The 18,893-nt window shown below is 60.7% G+C and carries 21 protein-coding genes and 1 tRNA gene; 4 read left to right on the forward strand and 18 right to left on the reverse strand.

Annotation, left to right across the window (positions count from 1 at the left end):
- From DWY05_RS07980 to DWY05_RS07990, 3 genes are all read left to right on the forward strand, one after another.
- The coding region (locus DWY05_RS07980; protein WP_147343288.1) for an ABC transporter ATP-binding protein at positions 1-1,422 on the forward strand (1,422 nt) is incomplete at its 5' end.
- Between the two features lies 1 nt (position 1,423).
- The gene (locus DWY05_RS07985) at positions 1,424-1,852 is read left to right on the forward strand and encodes a hypothetical protein (protein ID WP_117821510.1); all 429 of its coding nucleotides are present in this window, start codon (positions 1,424-1,426) and stop codon (positions 1,850-1,852) included.
- A gap of 141 nt (positions 1,853-1,993) precedes the next feature.
- A complete protein-coding gene (locus DWY05_RS07990) occupies positions 1,994-2,290 on the forward strand; it encodes a hypothetical protein (protein ID WP_117821509.1) in 297 nt (98 codons plus the stop codon).
- A 12-nt stretch (positions 2,291-2,302) separates the two neighbouring features.
- Here the strand turns inward: DWY05_RS07990 and DWY05_RS07995 are convergent, their stop codons facing one another.
- The 5 genes from DWY05_RS07995 to DWY05_RS08015 form a co-directional block, all read right to left on the reverse strand.
- Positions 2,303-2,542, reverse strand: coding sequence for a hypothetical protein (locus tag DWY05_RS07995; protein ID WP_117821508.1), 240 nt, complete (start codon positions 2,540-2,542; stop codon positions 2,303-2,305).
- 12 nt (positions 2,543-2,554) lie between these two features.
- Positions 2,555-2,959, reverse strand: coding sequence for a hypothetical protein (locus DWY05_RS08000; protein ID WP_117821507.1), 405 nt, complete (start codon positions 2,957-2,959; stop codon positions 2,555-2,557).
- Between the two features lie 200 nt (positions 2,960-3,159).
- Positions 3,160-3,528, reverse strand: coding sequence for a hypothetical protein (locus tag DWY05_RS08005; RefSeq protein WP_117640871.1), 369 nt, complete (start codon positions 3,526-3,528; stop codon positions 3,160-3,162).
- Between the two features lie 340 nt (positions 3,529-3,868).
- Positions 3,869-5,302, reverse strand: coding sequence for a hypothetical protein (locus DWY05_RS08010; protein WP_117821506.1), 1,434 nt, complete (start codon positions 5,300-5,302; stop codon positions 3,869-3,871).
- A 2-nt stretch (positions 5,303-5,304) separates the two neighbouring features.
- Positions 5,305-5,553, reverse strand: coding sequence for a hypothetical protein (locus DWY05_RS08015; RefSeq protein ID WP_117821505.1), 249 nt, complete (start codon positions 5,551-5,553; stop codon positions 5,305-5,307).
- Between the two features lie 381 nt (positions 5,554-5,934).
- Here DWY05_RS08015 and DWY05_RS08020 point away from each other — a divergent pair, with 381 nt between their 5' ends.
- Positions 5,935-6,762 (forward strand): DUF6273 domain-containing protein, encoded by an 828-nt coding sequence (locus DWY05_RS08020; RefSeq protein ID WP_147335222.1) that lies wholly within the window; start codon positions 5,935-5,937, stop codon positions 6,760-6,762.
- Positions 6,763-7,280: 518 nt separating this feature from the next.
- On the opposite strand, the gene DWY05_RS08025 is transcribed toward DWY05_RS08020, so the two are convergent.
- The 13 genes from DWY05_RS08025 to cmk form a co-directional block, all read right to left on the reverse strand.
- Positions 7,281-7,357: transfer RNA gene (locus DWY05_RS08025), tRNA-Pro, on the reverse strand.
- A gap of 80 nt (positions 7,358-7,437) precedes the next feature.
- On the reverse strand, positions 7,438-8,652 hold the full coding sequence (gene coaBC, locus DWY05_RS08030; RefSeq protein WP_233504077.1) for a bifunctional phosphopantothenoylcysteine decarboxylase/phosphopantothenate--cysteine ligase CoaBC: 1,215 nt from the start codon (positions 8,650-8,652) through the stop codon (positions 7,438-7,440).
- A gap of 3 nt (positions 8,653-8,655) precedes the next feature.
- On the reverse strand, positions 8,656-9,375 hold the full coding sequence (locus DWY05_RS08035; RefSeq protein WP_117646532.1) for a zinc ribbon domain-containing protein: 720 nt from the start codon (positions 9,373-9,375) through the stop codon (positions 8,656-8,658).
- Positions 9,372-10,181 (reverse strand): Nif3-like dinuclear metal center hexameric protein, encoded by an 810-nt coding sequence (locus tag DWY05_RS08040; RefSeq protein WP_117821503.1) that lies wholly within the window; start codon positions 10,179-10,181, stop codon positions 9,372-9,374. The genes DWY05_RS08035 and DWY05_RS08040 overlap by 4 nt, the downstream gene beginning before the upstream one ends.
- Complete coding sequence (locus tag DWY05_RS08045; RefSeq protein WP_117821502.1) at positions 10,178-11,356, reverse strand: cysteine desulfurase family protein; 1,179 nt, start codon at positions 11,354-11,356, stop codon at positions 10,178-10,180. Before DWY05_RS08045 ends, DWY05_RS08040 begins: the two co-directional genes overlap by 4 nt.
- A gap of 6 nt (positions 11,357-11,362) precedes the next feature.
- Positions 11,363-12,034 (reverse strand): ribulose-phosphate 3-epimerase, encoded by a 672-nt coding sequence (gene rpe / locus DWY05_RS08050; RefSeq protein WP_022095090.1) that lies wholly within the window; start codon positions 12,032-12,034, stop codon positions 11,363-11,365.
- An 18-nt stretch (positions 12,035-12,052) separates the two neighbouring features.
- On the reverse strand, positions 12,053-13,060 hold the full coding sequence (locus DWY05_RS08055) for an NAD(P)H-dependent glycerol-3-phosphate dehydrogenase (RefSeq protein WP_117821501.1): 1,008 nt from the start codon (positions 13,058-13,060) through the stop codon (positions 12,053-12,055).
- Positions 13,061-13,069: 9 nt separating this feature from the next.
- Entirely contained in the window at positions 13,070-13,753 is a 684-nt protein-coding gene (gene plsY, locus DWY05_RS08060; protein ID WP_117821500.1) for a glycerol-3-phosphate 1-O-acyltransferase PlsY, read from the reverse strand.
- Complete coding sequence (der, locus tag DWY05_RS08065) at positions 13,746-15,080, reverse strand: ribosome biogenesis GTPase Der (protein WP_117821499.1); 1,335 nt, start codon at positions 15,078-15,080, stop codon at positions 13,746-13,748. Before der ends, plsY begins: the two co-directional genes overlap by 8 nt.
- Positions 15,081-15,090: 10 nt before the next feature.
- On the reverse strand, positions 15,091-16,533 hold the full coding sequence (locus tag DWY05_RS08070; RefSeq protein WP_117821498.1) for a DUF512 domain-containing protein: 1,443 nt from the start codon (positions 16,531-16,533) through the stop codon (positions 15,091-15,093).
- A 2-nt stretch (positions 16,534-16,535) separates the two neighbouring features.
- Positions 16,536-17,432, reverse strand: coding sequence for a 4-hydroxy-3-methylbut-2-enyl diphosphate reductase (locus DWY05_RS08075; RefSeq protein ID WP_117821497.1), 897 nt, complete (start codon positions 17,430-17,432; stop codon positions 16,536-16,538).
- A gap of 2 nt (positions 17,433-17,434) precedes the next feature.
- Positions 17,435-18,163, reverse strand: a complete 729-nt coding sequence (locus DWY05_RS08080; RefSeq protein ID WP_117821496.1) for a lysophospholipid acyltransferase family protein — start codon at positions 18,161-18,163, stop codon at positions 17,435-17,437.
- Positions 18,164-18,166: 3 nt separating this feature from the next.
- Positions 18,167-18,853 carry a (d)CMP kinase gene (cmk, locus tag DWY05_RS08085; RefSeq protein ID WP_117821495.1) on the reverse strand — a complete coding sequence of 229 codons (687 nt, stop codon included), beginning with the start codon at positions 18,851-18,853 and terminating at the stop codon, positions 18,167-18,169.
- Between the last annotated feature and the right edge of the window lie 40 nt (positions 18,854-18,893).

Raw genomic sequence — 18,893 nt, forward strand, 5'->3', positions numbered from 1 at the left:
TCCGGCATCACGGATATCCCGGCCTCCGCAAGCGACCTGCCATTCCTTTCCTTCCTGCCTTACGCCATTGCCACGGCGCCGTCTTTCCTTCCCTTCATCCCCTTCCTTCTCTCGTCGATACTCGTGCTCGGCGCCACAAGGCCCGGGACCCTGGCGGCGAAGGCGCCCGTGCCCAAATTCCGGCGCCTTATTCAGATCGTGTTTTCGATAATCGTCGCGGGGACCGCGATGCTCCTCGCCGGCCTCGCACCCGGGGGCATTTACGCCTTGGTCCTAAACGGCTTCGGGCAAATTGGGTACCCGATCGCCTTCTTCCATGACGGCGCGCTTACCACCACGACCGCGGGAAACGTCTTCACAGCCCTGCTTCTCGCGCTGCTTGCGGGCGGAACCTTGATATCCGTTTGCTCCGCCGTCCTATCGACCGCAACGAGGCGCGTCCTCGCGGGCCCCCTTACCTCCGCGCTGCTTGTCGCGGCCCCGGCATTCCCGTTACTGTCCGATTCGGCACTAGGGCATAACGCCGCGCTCAATCTCCTGCCGCTGCCCGTATTCTCGCCTATCGAGGCAACGGGTTACGTAGGATGCTTCCCGACAGAATTCATTGGCTCCTGTTCAGGCAGCGCATCGATGCTTGCCGTGGCCCTGGCATACGTCGCGGTCTTTTTTGCGGTCGGCGCCGTTGCGACACGTTCGCCCAGACAGCCTGGACCCGCGAAAAAGCACCATGGGCTCGAGCTTCTGGACGCGAGCGTGGGATACGGAAGCACGACGATACTTTCAATCGGGTCGCTTTTCCTGAGCCCGGGAACGGCGGCGGGCCTCGTTGCTCCCAACGGCTCGGGGAAAACCACCCTTCTTGAAGCGCTGTCGGGCCAATTTCCCACCCGCATCCGCTCGGGAAGCCTGGCGGCAGACGGAATCTGCCAACGTCGATCAGCAGAATTTGCAGAACTCGTCTACCTGAGCTCTTCGGGCAGCGCGGATCTCTATCCCACGCTATCGGCCATCGAGCACCTTGCTTTCGTTAGGGAGGCGTGGAAATCGGCCGCCGACATCGACTCGCTCTGCGACTCCCTCGGAATCTCCCCATATCTCGACAAACCGACCCGTAAACTCTCGACAGGAATGAAGCAGCAGGTAAAGCTTGCCATGGCGATAGCGACCGATTGCCCGTACCTCATCCTCGATGAACCGCTGAACGGCCTCGATCCGGGAAAACGGAAAACCTCCTGCGACGCGATGCGCAGCGAGGTGGCGCGGGGACGCAGCGTGCTCATTTCAAGCCATCTGCTCGACGACCTGGCAGACCTCACCAACTCGTTCTACTTCATCGAAGCCGGCACGCTCGTGGAAAAGATCAAGTCGTCCTCGCAGACGCTCAAGCAGGAATACCTCGATACATACGAGCGAGGTGAATGACATGATAGGCAAGAGCTATGCAAAGATAGCGATTGTTGGCTTTGTACTTTGTCTTGCAATGGTGCTATGTGCATCATTTGCGAGGTATAGGTCCGAGCAGTCGTTCATCGATGGCGCTGAAAATGGGTTTGGCATAGACGGGATGTATGTCAACGATGGCGCGACCAGGCCGTCTATGGCGATTCTTGCAGGCGAAGACATGGAATGGCAAATCTGTAATGACGATGGCTCTTGTCTGAGTGGTCGTTTGGCCGCAACGAGCGACCCGAATTCGTTCGATCTTCTCGACAATGATGGATCGGATTGCGGTTCAGTTCACCTGTCGTATGCATCACGAGATGGGATGGACGGCATTCTCTACGTCTCTCACGAGACTGGCGATTTCAAGATGCGCAGGGCTAACCGGGTGCCGGCTTTTATCGAGGAGTGATAGTTCCCGGCGGCCTGCCGATCAGGCCGCCGGGCTATCGAGCCCCGCATTCATCCGTACACACACGGATGAATGCGGGAAGTGTCCGGATGAAGTTGAGAATCAAGGAAACAAAGCCGATCTGCCTGGGACGGCTTTGGCTTGGACTTTAACTACAACATCGCAATCGACACTTATCAGTTCGCGCAACGCGCATGGCCAAATCTCGGACGCTGGTGCATGGAGGACCTTCGAGATTTACTGGACATCCAAAACGACGACGCGCACCGCGTGCTCGCCGACTGCGAAGACGAGATGGCTGTCTACAATGCGATCAGAAACGGCGTGAAGTCCGGAGAGCTTTCTGTGGAACCGCCGCGCCGTCGCGCGAGCCGACCGGGCAACCCGGGCAATCTGGTCCCGGCTCTCCCGGTCGTATTCCTACGATATCGCCCCTAGATCACCAATGTGTCAGATAAAGAATGAGGCAATGGCTATGATCACGCCTACGGCAGATGCAACGACTGCGCCTTTTTTCCTCTCCTTTAGTCCGACGAATAGGTTTGCCGTAAAGTAAAGGGCGGAAATGCAGGCTATGGCAAGCGAAACGAGTTCCTTGGGCGGTTTCAGCAAAAGGTCGCTAGCAAAGAGTAATGCAAGCAGGGCAAAGCCGATTGTGGTCAAGTATCTCGATTGATTTTGCGACAACATGGCAACTTCCTTTCAGAACATGCAAGTGAAAAGTCGGTACGATGTCATTGCGGTTGCAAAAAAGCCGCCGCTAGGACCGGTTGTCACGAGACCGGCGATAACTTCAGCGGTGCCAGCAAGGTAGGGATCGCGCAGGCAAGCCTCCTCCTTCGCGTTCAGCTTGACCTTGTGAGGGACGGTGCGGTTATTTGCAAATCCGTGAGAATCGCACCACGCCTTGGAATATGAATCCGTGCAGCGTCCGCGCTCAAAAAGGGATATATCGTATTTTTCGTCGTAGTTGTCTCCGACGTAGATCTCGCTGCTCTCGGCGGGAGACCCTTCGTCGGCATAGGCTGCCGCAACGGGCACAAATGGTGTCATGACAAGGGAGAGGCAAAGAGCTGCTGAGACGATGGAGGGCAGGCATTTCTTCATGGCTGGCTCCTTAATCTGGCCTTTGATAGTTACTTGATGTCGCCTCCTTCCGCTTTATATCCGTTGTATTTGGCGTATTTCTTTAATAAGGCAAGAGGTTCTTCCTCTCCTTCGGATAAGCCGATGATGTTTCCTTGATCATCCAGTATGAATACGGACGGAATATGCTCAAGTTCATATTGGTCATACACGGTCTTATCTTAATCTATGTATATGGGAAAGTCTCCTTCATGGACCGAGGCTTCTTCAATTGTGCTGTCCTCGGAAACAGTGAAAAGGTTCTTCCTTAAGGCTGCGAAATTATCAAGTTGTTGCATATCTTCTATGAGAGATTCGCAGTGCTGACACCACGATGCCCAGAACATCAAGATATTTTCCTCATTAGGTTTTAGCTTGTTAAAATAATTGACGTTTCGGCCGAGGCTGAAATTTTGGCCCATTTTAATGGACAAAGATGAGGGATAAGCATCGTGTTGCGGTTTGATATTGACGGCGATTAAGGCGGCGAAACACGTCAGAGTCGCCAGAGTCAGTAAGGCGATAACGCATTTTCTCGGTTTCCAGCTCATGACAGATCCCTCTCTCATGGTGAAACGTATACGTTTTGAAACGGGATACCGCTTCGATTCGTTCCGGACGCGGATGTGGACGTAACTGGTCTCGGTGCCAAGTGCGATTTCAGGGCTGTATATGACTTAACGGGAATGTCCGAGCAGTGCCGGAGTCTCCATCTGGATTGTTCCGACTGGAACATCAGCCCGAATACACTGCATAGCGACTCCAACAAGAACGTCCCCGGCGTAATCCTTCCCAAGGCATGGCAATAGACAAGTTCAAGTGAACGCATGAAGGTGGCTCCCGAACCATCGGGAGCCACCTTCGCAATTCAACCGATGGGAAAACCGACTGCTAATTCAATTTGACCCAGATGGCGGGGCGGACTCCGAGCAAGTCATCCTGCTCGCTCCCGTCATCGCCAAATTTGATATCGCCCATCTTGCACACGTAATTGGCTAGGGGCTGCCCGACATAGTAGAAATCACTATAGTCTGAGCTGCCGCTGTACTTCTCGACGGTAGAGGTCCACCAGTCCTTAACTTTATCGTCCTTCACTGACTTTGCGTACCGGAAATCGTCCGATAGCGCGGGTTCGCAAAGGAGAAAGGAGTTGAGAATCGTGACGTCTCCGTCGATGAGGCCCCGCTCGACATCGCTGAAGGCGAAATCCCTGAAGCTGCCGTTCAGATAGTCGTATAGCGAGCTGGACTTGAAATCGGTTGCGTCGCCTTGCGTATCGAACGCCATCTCGTCGATGCACTGCTGGGTTACGAGAAGGGCCCGTCCGTCCTCCTTGTCGACTACGATCCATCTGATCGGTCTGCCGGCGATTGCGGCGTCCTTGTAGGCCGCCAGCCCACCCGAATAGGTCCCGAACTCGACGGTCTGCCCAATCGACTTGCTGTCGATTACCTCCTGCTCCGCCTTCATGTCCGCCCGCGCTTCGAGCATGGACGGCAGGGGCGAGATGGCGACCATAACGGCAAGCAGGACGATGCCCGCGACAGCCGCGACGGCTATCTTCTTCCTCCTTTTCGAGAGGTTCGCAATCTTCGCGTCGGCCTCTCTTGCCTTCTCTCCCGAGTCCCCGTATCCCTGCTCGGCCAGCTTCTCGAGGCTTTCCTTGGCGGCCTCAGCTTCCTTCCTGTTGCCCTTCTCGAGTATCGCGACGCTCGTCTTGTAGACCCTGTCCCTTCTGGATTCATCCAGGAACGCGGCATCTTCCAGATCCGCCATTTTCTCGCGCACGGCGCCGCAGTTCCAGCAGGTACCGCGCTTGAGGTTCACCGCACCGCAGCCGCACTGCCACCACCCGTCGTGTTCGGAATGGACGCCCGCGCATTTGAAGGTATCGGCCCCCATCTCGGAGAGCAGGACATCGCGTTCCGACTCCTCGACCCCGTTGAGTGCGAGTGGCGCGGGGCTATCGATGTCGATCGGGTCGCCGAAGGAGGTCTCGCCGTCCGCTCGGGTCACAACGGCACGCGAGCCGGTGATAACAGACAGCTTGATTCTCACCGCCTTGGGCCTGAGCACCTCGCCGGCGGGCAGGTCGGCATCTAGGAGCGAGAAGTCGACGGTCTCCGTCTCCCCTCCCTCGCCCTCGAGCCCGACAGTGAACTCTATGCGGCTGATGGGTTTCGTCGATACGTTGATGATCTTTGTTTGGAGGAAGCAGGCTCCCGTCTCGGTGTCTCTGGAGACTTGGATGGCTAACATCCTGACAGGGCAAAGCTCCTGCCAGGAGGGGTTGGCGTCGCGGTAAACAATCTTGTATTTCGACATTACTACACCTCGGGCAGGGCGTCTTCGTCCCTTTGTGCGCTGGGCGCCGGTGCCGCTCGGTCGGGCAGAGCGCAGACGATCAGGCCGACCATGAGCGCCGTGCCGAAAAGGCCGATGAACCAGAGGATTCCCGCGCCATTGGTGTAATGCCCCTTGGCCCTGGCAATCTTAACGAGCTCCGCCACGCTGCAGATGTTGGCGGCGATCGCCAGGAAAGGCAGGAAGAAGATTATCAGCTCCAGGCTTCTCATTTTTGGTCCCTTTTTCTCGACCACCCGCTTCGACACCGGAGGTCCTCCGTTACTTCCGACATCACCAATTCTACTGTCCTCACCTGCGAATTTGTTGAGCAACAAATTCGATTGTGTGAGCGGTCGGTTGAGCTGCGCAGACGTTGAGCTAATTATTCTTTGCCGCTGCGGCAAGACCAGCACAACTTTTTGGAATAGTCCTACGCTCGGCAATGTATCTACAAGCCCTGAGCGAAGGGAGTCGCATATGCATGCAGCGGCAATTAACCTTCGGGGGGGGGGGTATCTCCTAGGAATACCCGCCTCCGAGGGCAGTCAATCATCGAGTACGTCCTGATCATCGCGGTCATCGGCCTTGTGATCGTGTTCGCGGGACCCGGCGTGGCCGGTGCCATCCGAAACCAGTTCAACCTGGTCGGCAACACGGTGAATAGCGGGGCCAGCGCTGGCATCGAGGGCGGCGGCGCATCCGGCGGAGGCTCCACTGGCGCCGATTCCGCGACCGTCCAGGCGGCGGTCGCCAAGGATGCCAAAGACTGGACGCTGGATGAGCAGAAGGCCGTGGCCGAGGACATCGCAGCCAAGGGCGAGGCGTCTCCCGCCTACGCCAAGGCGAAGGCCGCCATGGATGCGGGGACGAAGTTCTCCGTCAAGCTCACGAACCGAATCACGATGGAATATCGAATCATCGGCATCAACCACGACGACTTGGCGGACGGCACGGGCAAGGCTGGGTTGACGTTCGAGGCAATTAACAATGCAATAGGCCAACAGCGAATGAACGCCACCGACACCAACGCCGGCAGCTGGGAGAAGTCCGAGCTTCGTGGCCGCCTCAATTCCGGCGACCTCTGGGCTCTCCTGCCGTCCGAGCTCCAATCCAAGGCGAAGGCCGTCACGAAGATGACCGACAACAAGGCGGATTGCAACTACGGCGACCCCTCGGCCACGACCGATAAGGCCTTCCTTCTCAGCATGGCCGAGGTCTACGGAGATATCTATCGCGGCGGCGATCAGTACGAGTATTACAAATCGAGGGGCGTGACGGGCTCGAACTATTCCGGTGCTTCATCGGACTTTGGCCATCTGACACGCTCTGTGGGCGAGTTCAGCTCCACGACCTTCGACTGTGTCGCTAGTAGCGGTTACTTTGGCAGCTACGCCAAGGCATCGGGCCACGTCTGTGTGTTTCCAGCTTGGTGTTTCTAGTCTCATCTGCATCTACTGAAAGGCCCGTGCAATCCTGCTCGGGCCTTTCTTTTGGCGATTGCTCGAACAATTTGAGGTTCGTGGTGCAGGTAATCGGTCTGAGGAAGAATGGGGTCATACAGCGGCTCTAAGAGCGCCCACCGCACCCCCCCCCGCCATTACCCCTGCGGCGTCCTCATATGGAGCCCGTCCTGCTTGGCGTTTCGTTGCAACAGCCCACTTGTCCATCGATCAAGTGGACTACTGGAATAAATACAGCGACACGCTTGTTCGTTACAGTCGCTATATCTGTGTAAATCGCCGCGATAAATACAGCCCGTACTCGGCTGTATACCAGCTACGCGTATGTAGATTCATATCGCGTTAATAAATCGGCTCAACCGTGTGCAAAACGCGCAAGTAGCCGCAAAAGGCGGTTATCGCGTAGGTAGATTTTTGGCACCCTGTTGCTTAATCAAAATTAAGCAATTGCTTAAAACAAAAAAGGTCAGGCACTAGGTGCCTGACCTGCAAACTTCTGGTCGGGACGACTGGATTCGAACCAGCGACCCCTTGACCCCCAGTCAAGTGCGCTACCAAGCTGCGCCACGTCCCGAAGCTTTTGTTTGTTGCTCTGCTCTCGCTCGCAACAGGGAGTATATTAACCCGAAACTTTGCCCTTGTGCAAGAACTTTTTTACAAATTTTGAAGCAAGTCCAAAATTGTATCTGCGAGCTGGGGTTTTGTTAGAACGGGAAGTTCTTGCGTGCCCGCTGTGCTCACGATCCAGGCCTTGTTGGTATCGGTTCCGAAGCCCGAATCGGCGCGCGAGACATCGTTGGCGATAATGGCATCGCAACCCTTGCGGGCGAGCTTTCGCTGCGCGTACTCCACGACGTTATCGGTCTCGGCCGCAAAGCCGATCACGCACCGCTCTCCCTTTTGGCGCGAAAGCTCGGCCAAGATATCGACCGTCTCGACCAGTTCGATGCGATCCAGGCGCTCGTTGGCCTTTTTGAGCTTATGGTCGGCAGGGGCTGCGGGCGTGTAGTCAGCGACGGCAGCCGCACAAATGGCCGCATCGGCCGTCTGAAAGGCGCTCAGCGCCGCCTGCAGCATCTCTGCGGCGGTCTGCACGCACACGCACTCCACGCCGCGGGGAACATCGAGCGATGTCGGTCCCAGCACAAGTGTGACCGCAGCACCGCGGCGAGCAGCCTCCCCCGCAAGGGCGATGCCCATCTTGCCCGACGACCGGTTTCCGATGAAGCGCACGGGATCGATTGGCTCGTGTGTGGGGCCGGCGGTGATCACGATTCGCTTGCCCGCAAGGTCTTGCGGGACGGGGTACAGCACCTCGCAAACGTCCTCGACGATGTCCACGGGCTCGCTCATACGGCCCGTGTCCACGTCGCCGCAGGCAAGGTAGCCGCTGCCGGGTCCCACCACATGGACGCCACGGTCACGCAACGTGGCCATGTTGGCCTGCGTCGCCGTAGCCTTCCACATGCCGTTGTTCATAGCGGGTGCGATCACGATGGGTCGCGGCGTGGCAAGCAGCGTGGTGGAAATAAGGTCATCGGCGATTCCGTTGGCCATCTTTGCGATGATATTGGCCGTCGCGGGCGCCACGACCACCAGATCGGGCTCCTGCGCCAGCGAAATGTGGTGAATGGGGTCGGAGGGGTCGTCGAATAGACCAACGGCGACCGGCTCGTTGGTGAGCGCTCGGAAGGTGAGCGGGCCCACAAACTCGGTGGCATGCTCGCTCATAACGACCTTGACGCGCGCGCCGCGCTTTTGCAGCAGGCGCACGATATTGCACGACTTATAGGCGGCGATCCCGCCGGTAATACCCAGCAGGATCGTTTTTCCCTCAAGTTGCATTGAATTGTTGGATGCCGCCGTCATCATTTAGGCTTCCTTGTTGGGAAGCACCAGCAGGCGGTGGCAGTACGGGCAATGCGTAATCTCACTACCGTCGTGGTTGAGGTCGCTCATGGACGACGCCTGCAGTGCGGTGTGGCAAACCGTGGGGATGTTGCCCTTGATGGTCTCGACGGCCAGGCCGCGGAACTGCTTGAGCAGGCGCTCATAATCGGTGAGCACGTCGGTCGGCAGCGTGGCGGCAAGCGCGGTGCGCTCCTTGGTGGCGGCATCTATCTGGGCCTGGAGGTCGGCGGCCTTGGCGCGGGCGGCCTTGGTATCGGCCTTCACGCCCTCCTCGAACTTGGCGATGATGGCCTGCGCGCGAGCCTCGCGGTCGAGCGCCTCCTTATGGGCGACGACGACATCTTTGCGGGTGTGCTCGATCTTGTCCAGACGCTTTGCCAGGGTGGCAAGCTCATTCTCCAGGTCCTGCACCTCGCGGTAATCAGATCCGTCGACGTGACGCTTCTTGGCGGCCTCGATGGCGTTATTGGTCTGGATCTCGGTGGTGTTGAGATCGTCGAGTTCAATATCCAGGTCCTTGCGCTGGGCGTAGAGCTTGGTCATCTCGGCCTTGAGCTTAACGTAGGTCTTGCGCTTGGAAGCGAGCTCCTTGAGCTCCGGCATATTGGCAAGTTCGCTCTTGTTGCGGGCGAGCTCCAAATCGATCTGTTGCAGCTTGAGTAGCGTAGCGCCGGCGCTCATAGGTTCTCTCCTTTTGTCACAGTCCACCATTGGCAAGGGTTCAGTATTTTAATCGCATGACGGGGGTCGACCCCGGCGTCAACTGCAGAGTTCATCAATATATCAACGAACGGCTCCTCGGAGCGGTCGTGTCCGAGCAAGATCACCGGCAGCCCGCGCAAGGCAAGGTCTTGCGCCACGTGGTAGCCCGCCTCGCCCGTCACGACAACATCTGCGCCCGCGGCGATGGCGAGCTCTCCGAAGTCGCCCAGGGAGCCGCCCAAAATGGCGACGGTGCGGCACGGGCGATCGGCTTTGCCGCACACACGCGGGTCGCTGCCAAAGGCCGTGGCAGCACGGGTGGCAAGATCGCGCAGCGTGCACGAGTCGTTGAGCGTTGCAAGTGCGCCCAGGCCGGTGGCCTCGGGGTCGTCCACGTGCTCCAGTGAGCTCACGGGTGCGGCACCCAGCAGCTTGCTCAGGCAGACACGGGCTTCGTGCGAGCGGTCCAGGTTGGTGTGGAGCGAGATAATGCTCACGCCGCAACGCGCTGCCTCGTAGAGCGCCGCGCTGCATTGGGGGCGTGTGGCGTCTGCCGGACAAAAGGCCTCGGGCGCCTTGATGTATATAGGATGATGCGTCAACAACACGTTGGCACCGGCCTCCTGGGCGCGGTGCACGTTGGCTTCGGTCGCGTCGAGTGCGCAGGCCACGCCGGTAATTTCGGCGGCTGGGTCGCCAACGGATAAGCCTACGTGATCCCAGCCCTCGGCGTCCGTCTTGGGATAGCGTGCCAGCAGGGCGCGCTCGAGCTCGGCGACGATCATGCGGCACCTACGATCGAGAGCAGCGTCTGGGCAATCTCGTCCAGATCACTCGGATTCACGCGGTCATCGAACGAGATGCGCAGCGACCCCAAAGCCTGCTCGCGACCAATGCCCATGGCGCTGAGCACATGGCTCGGGTCCATGCTGCCGCTCGAGCACGCCGAGCCGGCCGAAACCTCAAAGCCGGCGGCATCGAGCTTGATGATGAGCTCCTCGGAGTCCATGCCGTCTACGTAGATTGAAACCATACCCGGCAGACGATCCGCCTGCGCGTAGTCGCCCATCGTGGCGTGAATGCGAGGATGGGCCGTAAGCGTGGCGTAGAGCTTGTCGGACAAGGTCTGCAGTTCCGCGCGCTCCTGGGCCACGTGGGGCGCCAGCGTGCTGGCGGCAGCGGCAAAAGCCAGCTGCGTGCGCAGATCCTGCGTACCGGCGCGACGGCCGGCTTCCTGTCCACCGCCAAAGATACGCGGACGCAGCGGCGTGCGGTTCTTAAGGTAGAGCGCGCCGGATGCCACAGGGCCGCCGATCTTGTGCGCGGCAACGGTCATAGCGTCGACGTCCAGCTCAGTGACATCGAGCGGAATATGCAAGTAGCCCTGGATGGCATCGGTATGAAACAAGGCGCCGGCGGCATGTGCGACGGCGGCCAGCTCGCGGATGGGCTGTACCACGCCGGTCTCGTTGTTGGCGACCATAATGCTCACGAGCGCAACGTCATCGCCTAGCAACTCGACAAGCGCGGCAGGCTCAATGTGGCCCGCGCGGCAGGGCTGCACCAGGTCGACGGTAAAGCCGGCGGCACGCAGCAGCGGCAGGTTGTCCAGAATCGAATCGTGCTCGATGGCCGAAACGATGACACGATTGCGCTTACGATCGCGTTGACGAGCTCCCTCGGCAAGACCGAGCAGTGCCAGCTGGTTGGCCTCGGTGCCGCCGTTGGTAAGGATGATCTCGGACGGGCGAACGCGAGCGCCAAAGCTGCGGGCGATCTCGCGACGGGCGACTTCCAGGCGTGCGGCGGCCTTGCGGCCAAGCGAGTGCAGCGAGTTGGGGTTGACGCCGGCAAGCTCACTGTCGTCATATTCGCGCTGCGCAAGGCGCGCCTCGGCGCGCATGGGCGTCGAGGCGGCATAGTCAAGATTCACTGGTATGCGGTTTTGACCTGCGGTCATAAGGGTTTATGCCTCCTGTGCGGCCTCGTTGCCCAGCTTCTGCAGCAGCGCAACCTCGGCGGCGGGATCTTCGGACTTAAATACAGCGGAGCCGGCTACGAGCACGTTGGCGCCGGCCTTGACGACCTCGGCGATGTTCTTGGAAGAAATACCGCCGTCGACCTCGATGAGGGGCGAAACGCCGTGACGCTCGCACATGGCCTTAAGCTCGTGCAGTTTGGCAATAGTACCAGGGATAAAGCTCTGGCCGCCAAAGCCAGGGTTCACGCTCATCAGCAGCACCATATCAACGACGTCGATGATGCTCTCGAGTACGCACACGGGGGTGGCGGGGTTGAGCACCACGCCGGCCTTGACGCCGCGCTGCTGCAGATGCGTGAGCGTGCGGTGCAGGTGTGTGGAGGCCTCGTAGTGCACGGTGATCATGTCGGCACCGGCGTCGGCGTACCAATCGACCGTCTCGTCGGGATTCGACACCATCAGGTGCGCGTCGACCGGTACATCGGTGGAGCGCTTGACGGCCTTGAGGATGTCAACGCCAAAGGTGAGGTTACCGGTAAAGTGACCGTCCATAACGTCGAAGTGCACGTAGTCGGCACCGGCGATCTTGTCGAGCTCGCCCTTGAGGTTGGCCATGTCGGCCGAAAGGACGGACGGAGCGATTTTGATGGAACCCATGGTAGAAGCCTTTCTGCGCTAGCCGGTGAGTCCGTAGAACTCTTGGGAGGGTACGCGATCGGTAAGGATCTCGAGCGCCCTATCCAAAGTAACACCGTTGTAGAGCGTTTGCTCCACGGCAAAGGTGAGCGGAATGTCTACGCCAAGTGAACGGGCGAGCTCGCTCACACTTCGGGCGGCAACGGCGCCCTCCACGACCATATACGTGCGCGTCTGGTACTCGTCGAGCGAAACGCCATGAGCGAACTCGTAGCCAAAGGTGCGGTTGCGCGAATGCTCGGAGGTGCAGGTGGCGATAAGGTCGCCCATGCCGGCAAGTCCCATGCAGGTCATGGCCTGGCCGCCGCGGGCGTGTACCAGGCGACTGATCTCGGCCAGACCGCGCGTCATGATGAGGGCAAGCGTGTTGTCGCCCGCGCCCGAGCCGGCAGAGATTCCGCATACGATAGCGATGACGTTTTTCATGGCGCCGCAGACCTCGACGCCGGTCATGTCTTGCGACAGGTAGATGCGGAAGGCCGTGGAAAGCAGCAGCTCTTTAAAGGTCTCCCCCACCTTCTGGTCCTCGCTGGCGATGACGGCGGCCGAAAGTCCGCCGCGGCAGATCTCTTCGGCATGGTTGGGGCCCGAAAGCGCCGCCACACGACGCTCGTTGCCGATCTCGCTGGCAATGACCTCGCTCATGAGCAGGCCGGACTCGGGCTCAATGCCCTTGGTGAGGCAGAGCACCGGGGTGTCGACGGCGATGCAGGGTGCCGCCTGATGGCATACACCGCGCAAGTGCGTGGAAGGCACGGCAAAGATGATGGCCTCGGCGCCGTCGAGCGCCTGGGCCAAGTCCGTCGTGGCGACAACGTTTTCCGGCAGCACGTAGTCCACCAGATAGCGCGGGTTGCGATGCTCGCAGTTAATGCCGGCGGCCGTCTGCTCGCTATGGGCCCACATGGTCACGCGCTCGGCTCGCGCGGCGGCAAGGCCAGCGACGGCGGTTCCCCAGGAGCCGGAGCCAATCAGCGCAACATTCATGACTCTCTCCTACTTATCGTCGGGCTCGGTGACGCGCTTGGTAAACGAAAGCTTGGACTCCTTACCCGTCATGAGCTTTTTGATGTTCGCGCGATGGGCCCACACCACGGTGATGCCGATCATCGCCATGCAAAACTTGAGGCCCAGGCTGCTGTACGGAAAGACCGCGCAGGCAGCGATGGGAAGACCGATGGCGGCGGCAAGTGAGCCCACCGACACGTACTTGGTGATGGCGACGGCTACGATAAACATGCCAAGCAGCGACAGACCAATGGGCCAGTACCAGGCAAGAATCACGCCCAGGCCCACGGCGATACCCTTACCGCCGTGGAAGTTGAGGTAGGGCGAGAAGATGTGTCCCCACACGGCAGCCAGGCAAATGACGCCGAGCATCCAGTCGCCGGCGGCGCCGGGGGCCATGATGCTCACGGGGAAGCCATAGCCCAAGTCGGCAATGAGCGGACGCGCGATAAGGACGCAGATGGCGCCCTTCAGGCAGTCGAGCAGCAGGGTGAGCGCGGCCACCTTGGGGCCGGCCACGCGCAGGGCGTTGGTGGTGCCGATGTTGCCGGAGCCCGCCTTGCGAATGTCCGTGTGGTTGAACACGCGGCCCAGGATCAGGCCAAACGGAATCGCTCCGATAAAGAACGAGACCACGGCGCAGATGGCGGTCAGCAGGATCGGATTAAGCATCCTTTTGCTCCTTCTTCCTAAAGAAGAGTCGAATGGGCGTACCGGTGAAGTCGAAGGTCGAACGCATGCGGTTCTCCACGTAGCGCTGGTAGGTGTCGTTGACCAGGTCGCTGTGGTTGACGAAGAACGTGAACGTCGGCGGGTTGACGCCCGTCTGAGTCACGTAATGCATGCGCAGGCGGCGCTTGCCGTCCACCACGGTGTGGCCAAACTCGCGCAGGTCGGTGAGGAACGTGTTGAGGCGCGAGGTGGAGATCTTTTGCGAACGCGTCTTCTCGGCGGCGTCGACCATCGCCCAGATTTTCTCGACGCTGCGGCCGGTCAGGGCCGAGATGCGCAGGTACTGGGCCCAGGGAGCCATGACGCCCAGACGGCGGTCGACGGTCTCCATGCAGGCCTCGCGCTTGCGGTCATCGTCGAGCAGATCCCACTTGTTGAGCAGCACGACGATGGCGCAGCCGCGCTCGATGGCCAAGCCCATGACCTTCTGGTCCTGCTCGGTTACGCCCACGGAGGCGTCGACGACGAGCAACGCCACGTCGGCGCGGTCGATGGCGCGCAGGCCGCGGACCATGGAGTAGTACTCGATGTTCTCGTACACGGTGCTCTTCTTGCGAATGCCCGCGGTGTCGACCATACGGTAGTGCTTGCCGTCGCGCTCGACGACGGTATCGATGGCGTCGCGCGTGGTGCCGGCGATGTTCGAGACGATGGAGCGGTCGGCACCCAGGATGCGGTTGAACAGCGAAGACTTACCGGCGTTGGGGCGGCCGATGATGGCGACGTTCAGGGCGTCAGGGAACTCGTCGGCGACCACGTCCTTTTCCTCCGGCAGCAGCGCCACGATGTCGTCGAGCAGGTCGCCCGTGCCATGACCGTGCAGGGCCGAGAGCGGCGTGGGCTCACCGATGCCGAGCGAATAGAACTCCCAGATGTTGTCATTCTCGCGATCGGGGTTGTCGAGCTTGTTCACCAGCAGAAAGACTGGCTTGTCGCAGCGCTTGAGCATACGGGCGACCGACTCGTCCTCCTCAGTGACGCCGGTGCGGCCGTCGACCACAAACAGGATGACGGCGGCTTCCTCGGCGGCGGCGAGTGCCTGGTCGCGGATGGACGTGGCAAAGACGTCGTCGCTCTTGAGCGGCTCGATACCGCCCGTGTCGACGATGGTGAACTCACGGCCGTTCCAATCGGCCGTGTGATACGAGCGGTCGCGTGTGACGCCGCGGGACTCGTGGACGATGGCGTCCGAGGTCTGGGCCAGGCGGTTGACGAGCGTGGACTTGCCCACGTTGGGGCGTCCGACGACGGCGACGATAGGTTTCATCTGCTCTCCTTTAATGGGTAGGGTTAGCGGAATTAGTAGAGTCGGCAGGCACAATGCCAAGGATGTGCTCCAGGGTATCGAGCAGCTCATGCGGCATGGTCGACACCACATGAACCTCGGCGCCGCGACTGGTAAGGCTTGCGAGTAAATCGTCACGATGATACTCGTCAAGCGTCATGCCGTCAGCGTTGAACATGAGCTTAGGCACAAAGAGCATAACCCCCGACAGGTCTTGTGGCAGCTGCTCCAAGATGTCGCAGGCGACGATAAGGCCGGTCACATCCACGTTGCCGCCAAAGTAGCGGTTCTTGATGGCTGTGACGGTGCCGGCGAGGCCGTGCGGCGATTCCACAAAACGCGCTACCGTATCGCGCGCGCTGGCGCCCGAGAGGCACAGCAAGCGCTGACCACGGGCGGCGATTCCCTCGCGAACGCGGGTCAGGCGCTCGGCATCGGCGGCGAGCACGTTGTCGGTCTCGTCCAGATACGAGCGAATCATGCCGATGCCGTCGTAGTACTGCGGGTAGCCGTCGTAAAAGTCCGCCTCGGGAGGCTCGATGCCGGCGTCCAGATAGAACTCGTCGCTCATCTGGAAGGTGTGGCGGCCAAAGCGCTCGAAGGCACGGTCCTGGAAGGGCCGGATCATGGCAATGGTCTCGCGCGCGAGCTCGGGCTTGTCGCTGTAGGACCAGCTAAAGCGGTTCTGATGCTTGGTAAAACCGAGCGGCACGATACCCAGACTGGTGATCTGTTCGTGATCCTCGCAAAAGCGAAGCGTCTTTAGCAGTTCTTCGCCGTCGTTCATGCCGGGGCACAGCACGATCTGCGCGTGGATTTCGATGCCGGCTGCCATAATGGCCTCGAGAACGTCCATGCCGCGCTGGGCGTTGCGGCCCATCATGCGGCGGCGAACGTCGGGGCTCACGGCGTGGACCGACACGTTCATAGGACTCATGTTGCGATCGATAACGTTTTGCACGTCCTCGTCGGAAAGGTTCGTAAGCGTGACAAAGTTGCCCTGTAAAAAGCTCAGGCGGTAGTCGTCGTCGCGAATGTAGAGCGTGGAGCGGCCGCCCTTGGGCAGCATGGTCATAAAGCAGAACACGCAGGCGTTGACGCAGGTGCGCATGCCGTCAAAGATGGGGCCATCGAACTCAAGCCCCCAATCCTCGCCGGGAAAACGGTCGAGCTCCACGGGGGTGACGGTGCCATCGCGTGGGTCGAAAACCTCCAACTCGACGGTGTCGTCGTCGGCTTCCCAAAGCCATACGATCATGTCGGTGAGCTGCTCACCGTTGACCGTGAGCACGCGCATGCCCGGCTCGATACCTACATCCCAGGCGGGCGACTCGGGACGCACGTTCTTAACGAGCGCGCCCTCACCCGGCTCGGGGTCGCGGCTGCGCCCGTAATCGGCCACCTCGGCGGCGTATGCGGGTACGGTCTGGTCCATGATTAGCGGCAAAGCTCCTTGATGCGCGCAACGGCGCGTTCGATGTGTTCTTGCGGGGTGGAGGCTCCGGCAGTGATGCCGATGTGGCGCGCGTCGGCAAACCACGCGGCCTCAAGCTCGGAAGCTTCCTCGATGTGATGCGTGTGCTCGCAGACATCGGCACAAATCTGCGCCAGGCGGCGCGTGTTGCCCGAATTCTTTCCGCCCACGACGACCATGCAATCACAGCGGTTGGCGAGGGTTGCCGCCGCCTGCTGACGCTCGCTTGTGGCGGCGCAGATGGTGTTGATCACGCGCAGTTCCTGCACGCGCGGAGTGATGGAGGCCACAACTTCAGCAAGGTTCTGCGCGGTTTGGGTTGTCTGCACAACGAGGCCCACCTTGCCCTTGAGCGTCAGCGCGTCGGCGTCGGCGGCACAGCTCACGACTTGAGCGTCATCACCGGCGTGGCCCAGAATGCCCTCGACCTCGGGATGGCCCGGCTCGCCCACGACGATCACGCGGTAGCCCTCGCGCACTAGGCGCTCGGCCGCCACATGGACCTTCTTCACGTAGGGGCAGGTGGCGTCGACCACGGTAAGGCCACGCTCGCGTGCGGCATCGATCACCTGCGGCACCACGCCGTGAGCGCGGATGATCACGGTGCCCGACGCGGCGTCGTCCAAGGTGTCTGCCAGACCAACGCCTGCCTCGGCGAGCTCGCGCACCACGATGGGGTTATGGATGAGCGGACCCAGCGTGTGGACCTGAGCGCTCTTCCCTGCCTGCGGCGCGGCGGCCAGTGCCATGTCGAGCGCGCGCTGCACGCCGTAGCAGGTGCCCGCGTGGGCAGCGATCTCGATGGTGGGGACGACCTCCTCAGCGGCGGCCGCAGCGGTATTCATGACGTTCTCACCCATGGCTAGAACCTGCCCGGGTGCTCGGCGCACAGGTCGTCACGCATGGCGTATACGCGGCTCATGGCCTCGGACTCAAACCATGCCAGGCGCTCCTTGCGCTTGAGCTCGGCCGGTGCGTCGGAAAGTAAGACGGCCTTGCCGGCACGGATCCAGCACTTCTTGGGGCGCATGAGCTTTTTGCCTTTGGGCGTGATGTCGGACCAGCCACAAATGGCGAGCGGGTTGACGGGCGCCTTGCCCATCTGGGCGATGAGTGCAAAGCCGCCGTGGACCTCGGGCTTGATCTCGCGCGAGCGGATACGCGTGCCCTCGGGGAAGATCAGGACGTCCTCGCCGCGCTGCAGCGCATGCTGGGCGGCACGCAGACACTTCATGTCGGCGGTGCCACGCTCGACGGGGATGCCGCCCACGCGGCTAAAGGCCCAGCGTACGATCTTGCTCTTGGCGAACTCGGACTTAAAGATGGGGCGGATGCGGCGGCCGCCAAAGAACAGCGCCGTCTCCACGGCCAAGAGTTCGGCCATCGAGGTGTGGTTGCAAATAACTACGCTGCCGCGGCCTTCCTGGCGCTCAAACAGCAGGTCGGCGTCTTCGACCTTCCAGCGCCACATGAGCTTGGAGAAGACCCACAGGATGCCCATGACTACGGCGACAGTGCCGCGGATGAGCGCCGGGAACTCGGCGTAGGGGGCGCTGTAGTAATCCTCGGGCGTCTGTTTAAACAGGCGCATGGGCTACCTCCTTTGGTTGATGAGATCCTCGATAATCGAAACGACCTCGTCGATGGTGTGTGCGGTAGAGTCGACGTGCACGGCGTCCTCGGCGGGCACGAGCGGTGCGACCTCGCGGCTGCTGTCGAGTTTGTCGCGCTGCTTGAGGGCGTCGAGGGTCTCGTCGACCTCGGCCTCGAGCTGCTCGGCAGTAAGCGGCTGGACGTCGTTTTGGTGGCGCTGCAGCACGCGGCGGCGAGCGCGCTCACGCGGGTCGGCGGTCAGGAACACCTTGACCTGCGCGTTGGGAAATACGACGGTGCCGATGTCGCGACCCTCGGCGACGATATCGCGATCCTCGGCGGCGCGGCGCTGGTGGATGAGCATGGCGGCGCGCACGCCCGGGTAGGCCGAGACCTTGGAAACGTTGGCGTCGACCTGCGGGGTACGAATGGCGGCCGAAGCGTCCTGGCCGTCAATGGTCAAACGCGTATCCTCGCCGGTGCCGTTGATAAAGCGAATCTCGATCTGCTCGGCGAGGGAGTCTATGGCCGCCTCGTCGTCCAGATCGATGCCGCGGTCGAGCGCGGCGAAGGTGACGGCGCGATACATGGCGCCCGTGTCGAGCTTGTTAAAGCCCAGCTGGCGGGCGATCTCCTTGGCGATAGTGGACTTGCCGGAACCGGCGGGGCCGTCGATGGCGACGATCATGCAATGCTTCCTTTCGGTGGTTGACGTGCTGGTATGGTTC

Origin of the sequence: Collinsella sp. AF23-4AC, assembly GCF_003462685.1 — a bacterium.
Taxonomy (GTDB): domain Bacteria; phylum Actinomycetota; class Coriobacteriia; order Coriobacteriales; family Coriobacteriaceae; genus Collinsella.

Coding starts and splice junctions, on each gene's coding strand:
- DWY05_RS07985 (WP_117821510.1), top strand. CDS start 1,424: ATGATAGGCAAGAGCTATGCAAAGATAGCGATTGTTGGCTTTGTACTT.
- DWY05_RS07995 (WP_117821508.1), bottom strand. CDS start 2,542: ATGTTGTCGCAAAATCAATCGAGATACTTGACCACAATCGGCTTTGCC.
- DWY05_RS08000 (WP_117821507.1), bottom strand. CDS start 2,959: ATGAAGAAATGCCTGCCCTCCATCGTCTCAGCAGCTCTTTGCCTCTCC.
- DWY05_RS08005 (WP_117640871.1), bottom strand. CDS start 3,528: ATGAGCTGGAAACCGAGAAAATGCGTTATCGCCTTACTGACTCTGGCG.
- DWY05_RS08010 (WP_117821506.1), bottom strand. CDS start 5,302: ATGTCGAAATACAAGATTGTTTACCGCGACGCCAACCCCTCCTGGCAG.
- DWY05_RS08015 (WP_117821505.1), bottom strand. CDS start 5,553: ATGAGAAGCCTGGAGCTGATAATCTTCTTCCTGCCTTTCCTGGCGATC.
- coaBC (WP_233504077.1), bottom strand. CDS start 8,652: ATGACGGCGGCATCCAACAATTCAATGCAACTTGAGGGAAAAACGATC.
- DWY05_RS08035 (WP_117646532.1), bottom strand. CDS start 9,375: ATGAGCGCCGGCGCTACGCTACTCAAGCTGCAACAGATCGATTTGGAG.
- DWY05_RS08040 (WP_117821503.1), bottom strand. CDS start 10,181: ATGATCGTCGCCGAGCTCGAGCGCGCCCTGCTGGCACGCTATCCCAAG.
- DWY05_RS08045 (WP_117821502.1), bottom strand. CDS start 11,356: ATGACCGCAGGTCAAAACCGCATACCAGTGAATCTTGACTATGCCGCC.
- rpe (WP_022095090.1), bottom strand. CDS start 12,034: ATGGGTTCCATCAAAATCGCTCCGTCCGTCCTTTCGGCCGACATGGCC.
- DWY05_RS08055 (WP_117821501.1), bottom strand. CDS start 13,060: ATGAATGTTGCGCTGATTGGCTCCGGCTCCTGGGGAACCGCCGTCGCT.
- plsY (WP_117821500.1), bottom strand. CDS start 13,753: ATGCTTAATCCGATCCTGCTGACCGCCATCTGCGCCGTGGTCTCGTTC.
- der (WP_117821499.1), bottom strand. CDS start 15,080: ATGAAACCTATCGTCGCCGTCGTCGGACGCCCCAACGTGGGCAAGTCC.
- DWY05_RS08070 (WP_117821498.1), bottom strand. CDS start 16,533: ATGGACCAGACCGTACCCGCATACGCCGCCGAGGTGGCCGATTACGGG.
- DWY05_RS08075 (WP_117821497.1), bottom strand. CDS start 17,432: ATGGGTGAGAACGTCATGAATACCGCTGCGGCCGCCGCTGAGGAGGTC.
- DWY05_RS08080 (WP_117821496.1), bottom strand. CDS start 18,163: ATGCGCCTGTTTAAACAGACGCCCGAGGATTACTACAGCGCCCCCTAC.
- cmk (WP_117821495.1), bottom strand. CDS start 18,853: ATGATCGTCGCCATCGACGGCCCCGCCGGTTCCGGCAAGTCCACTATC.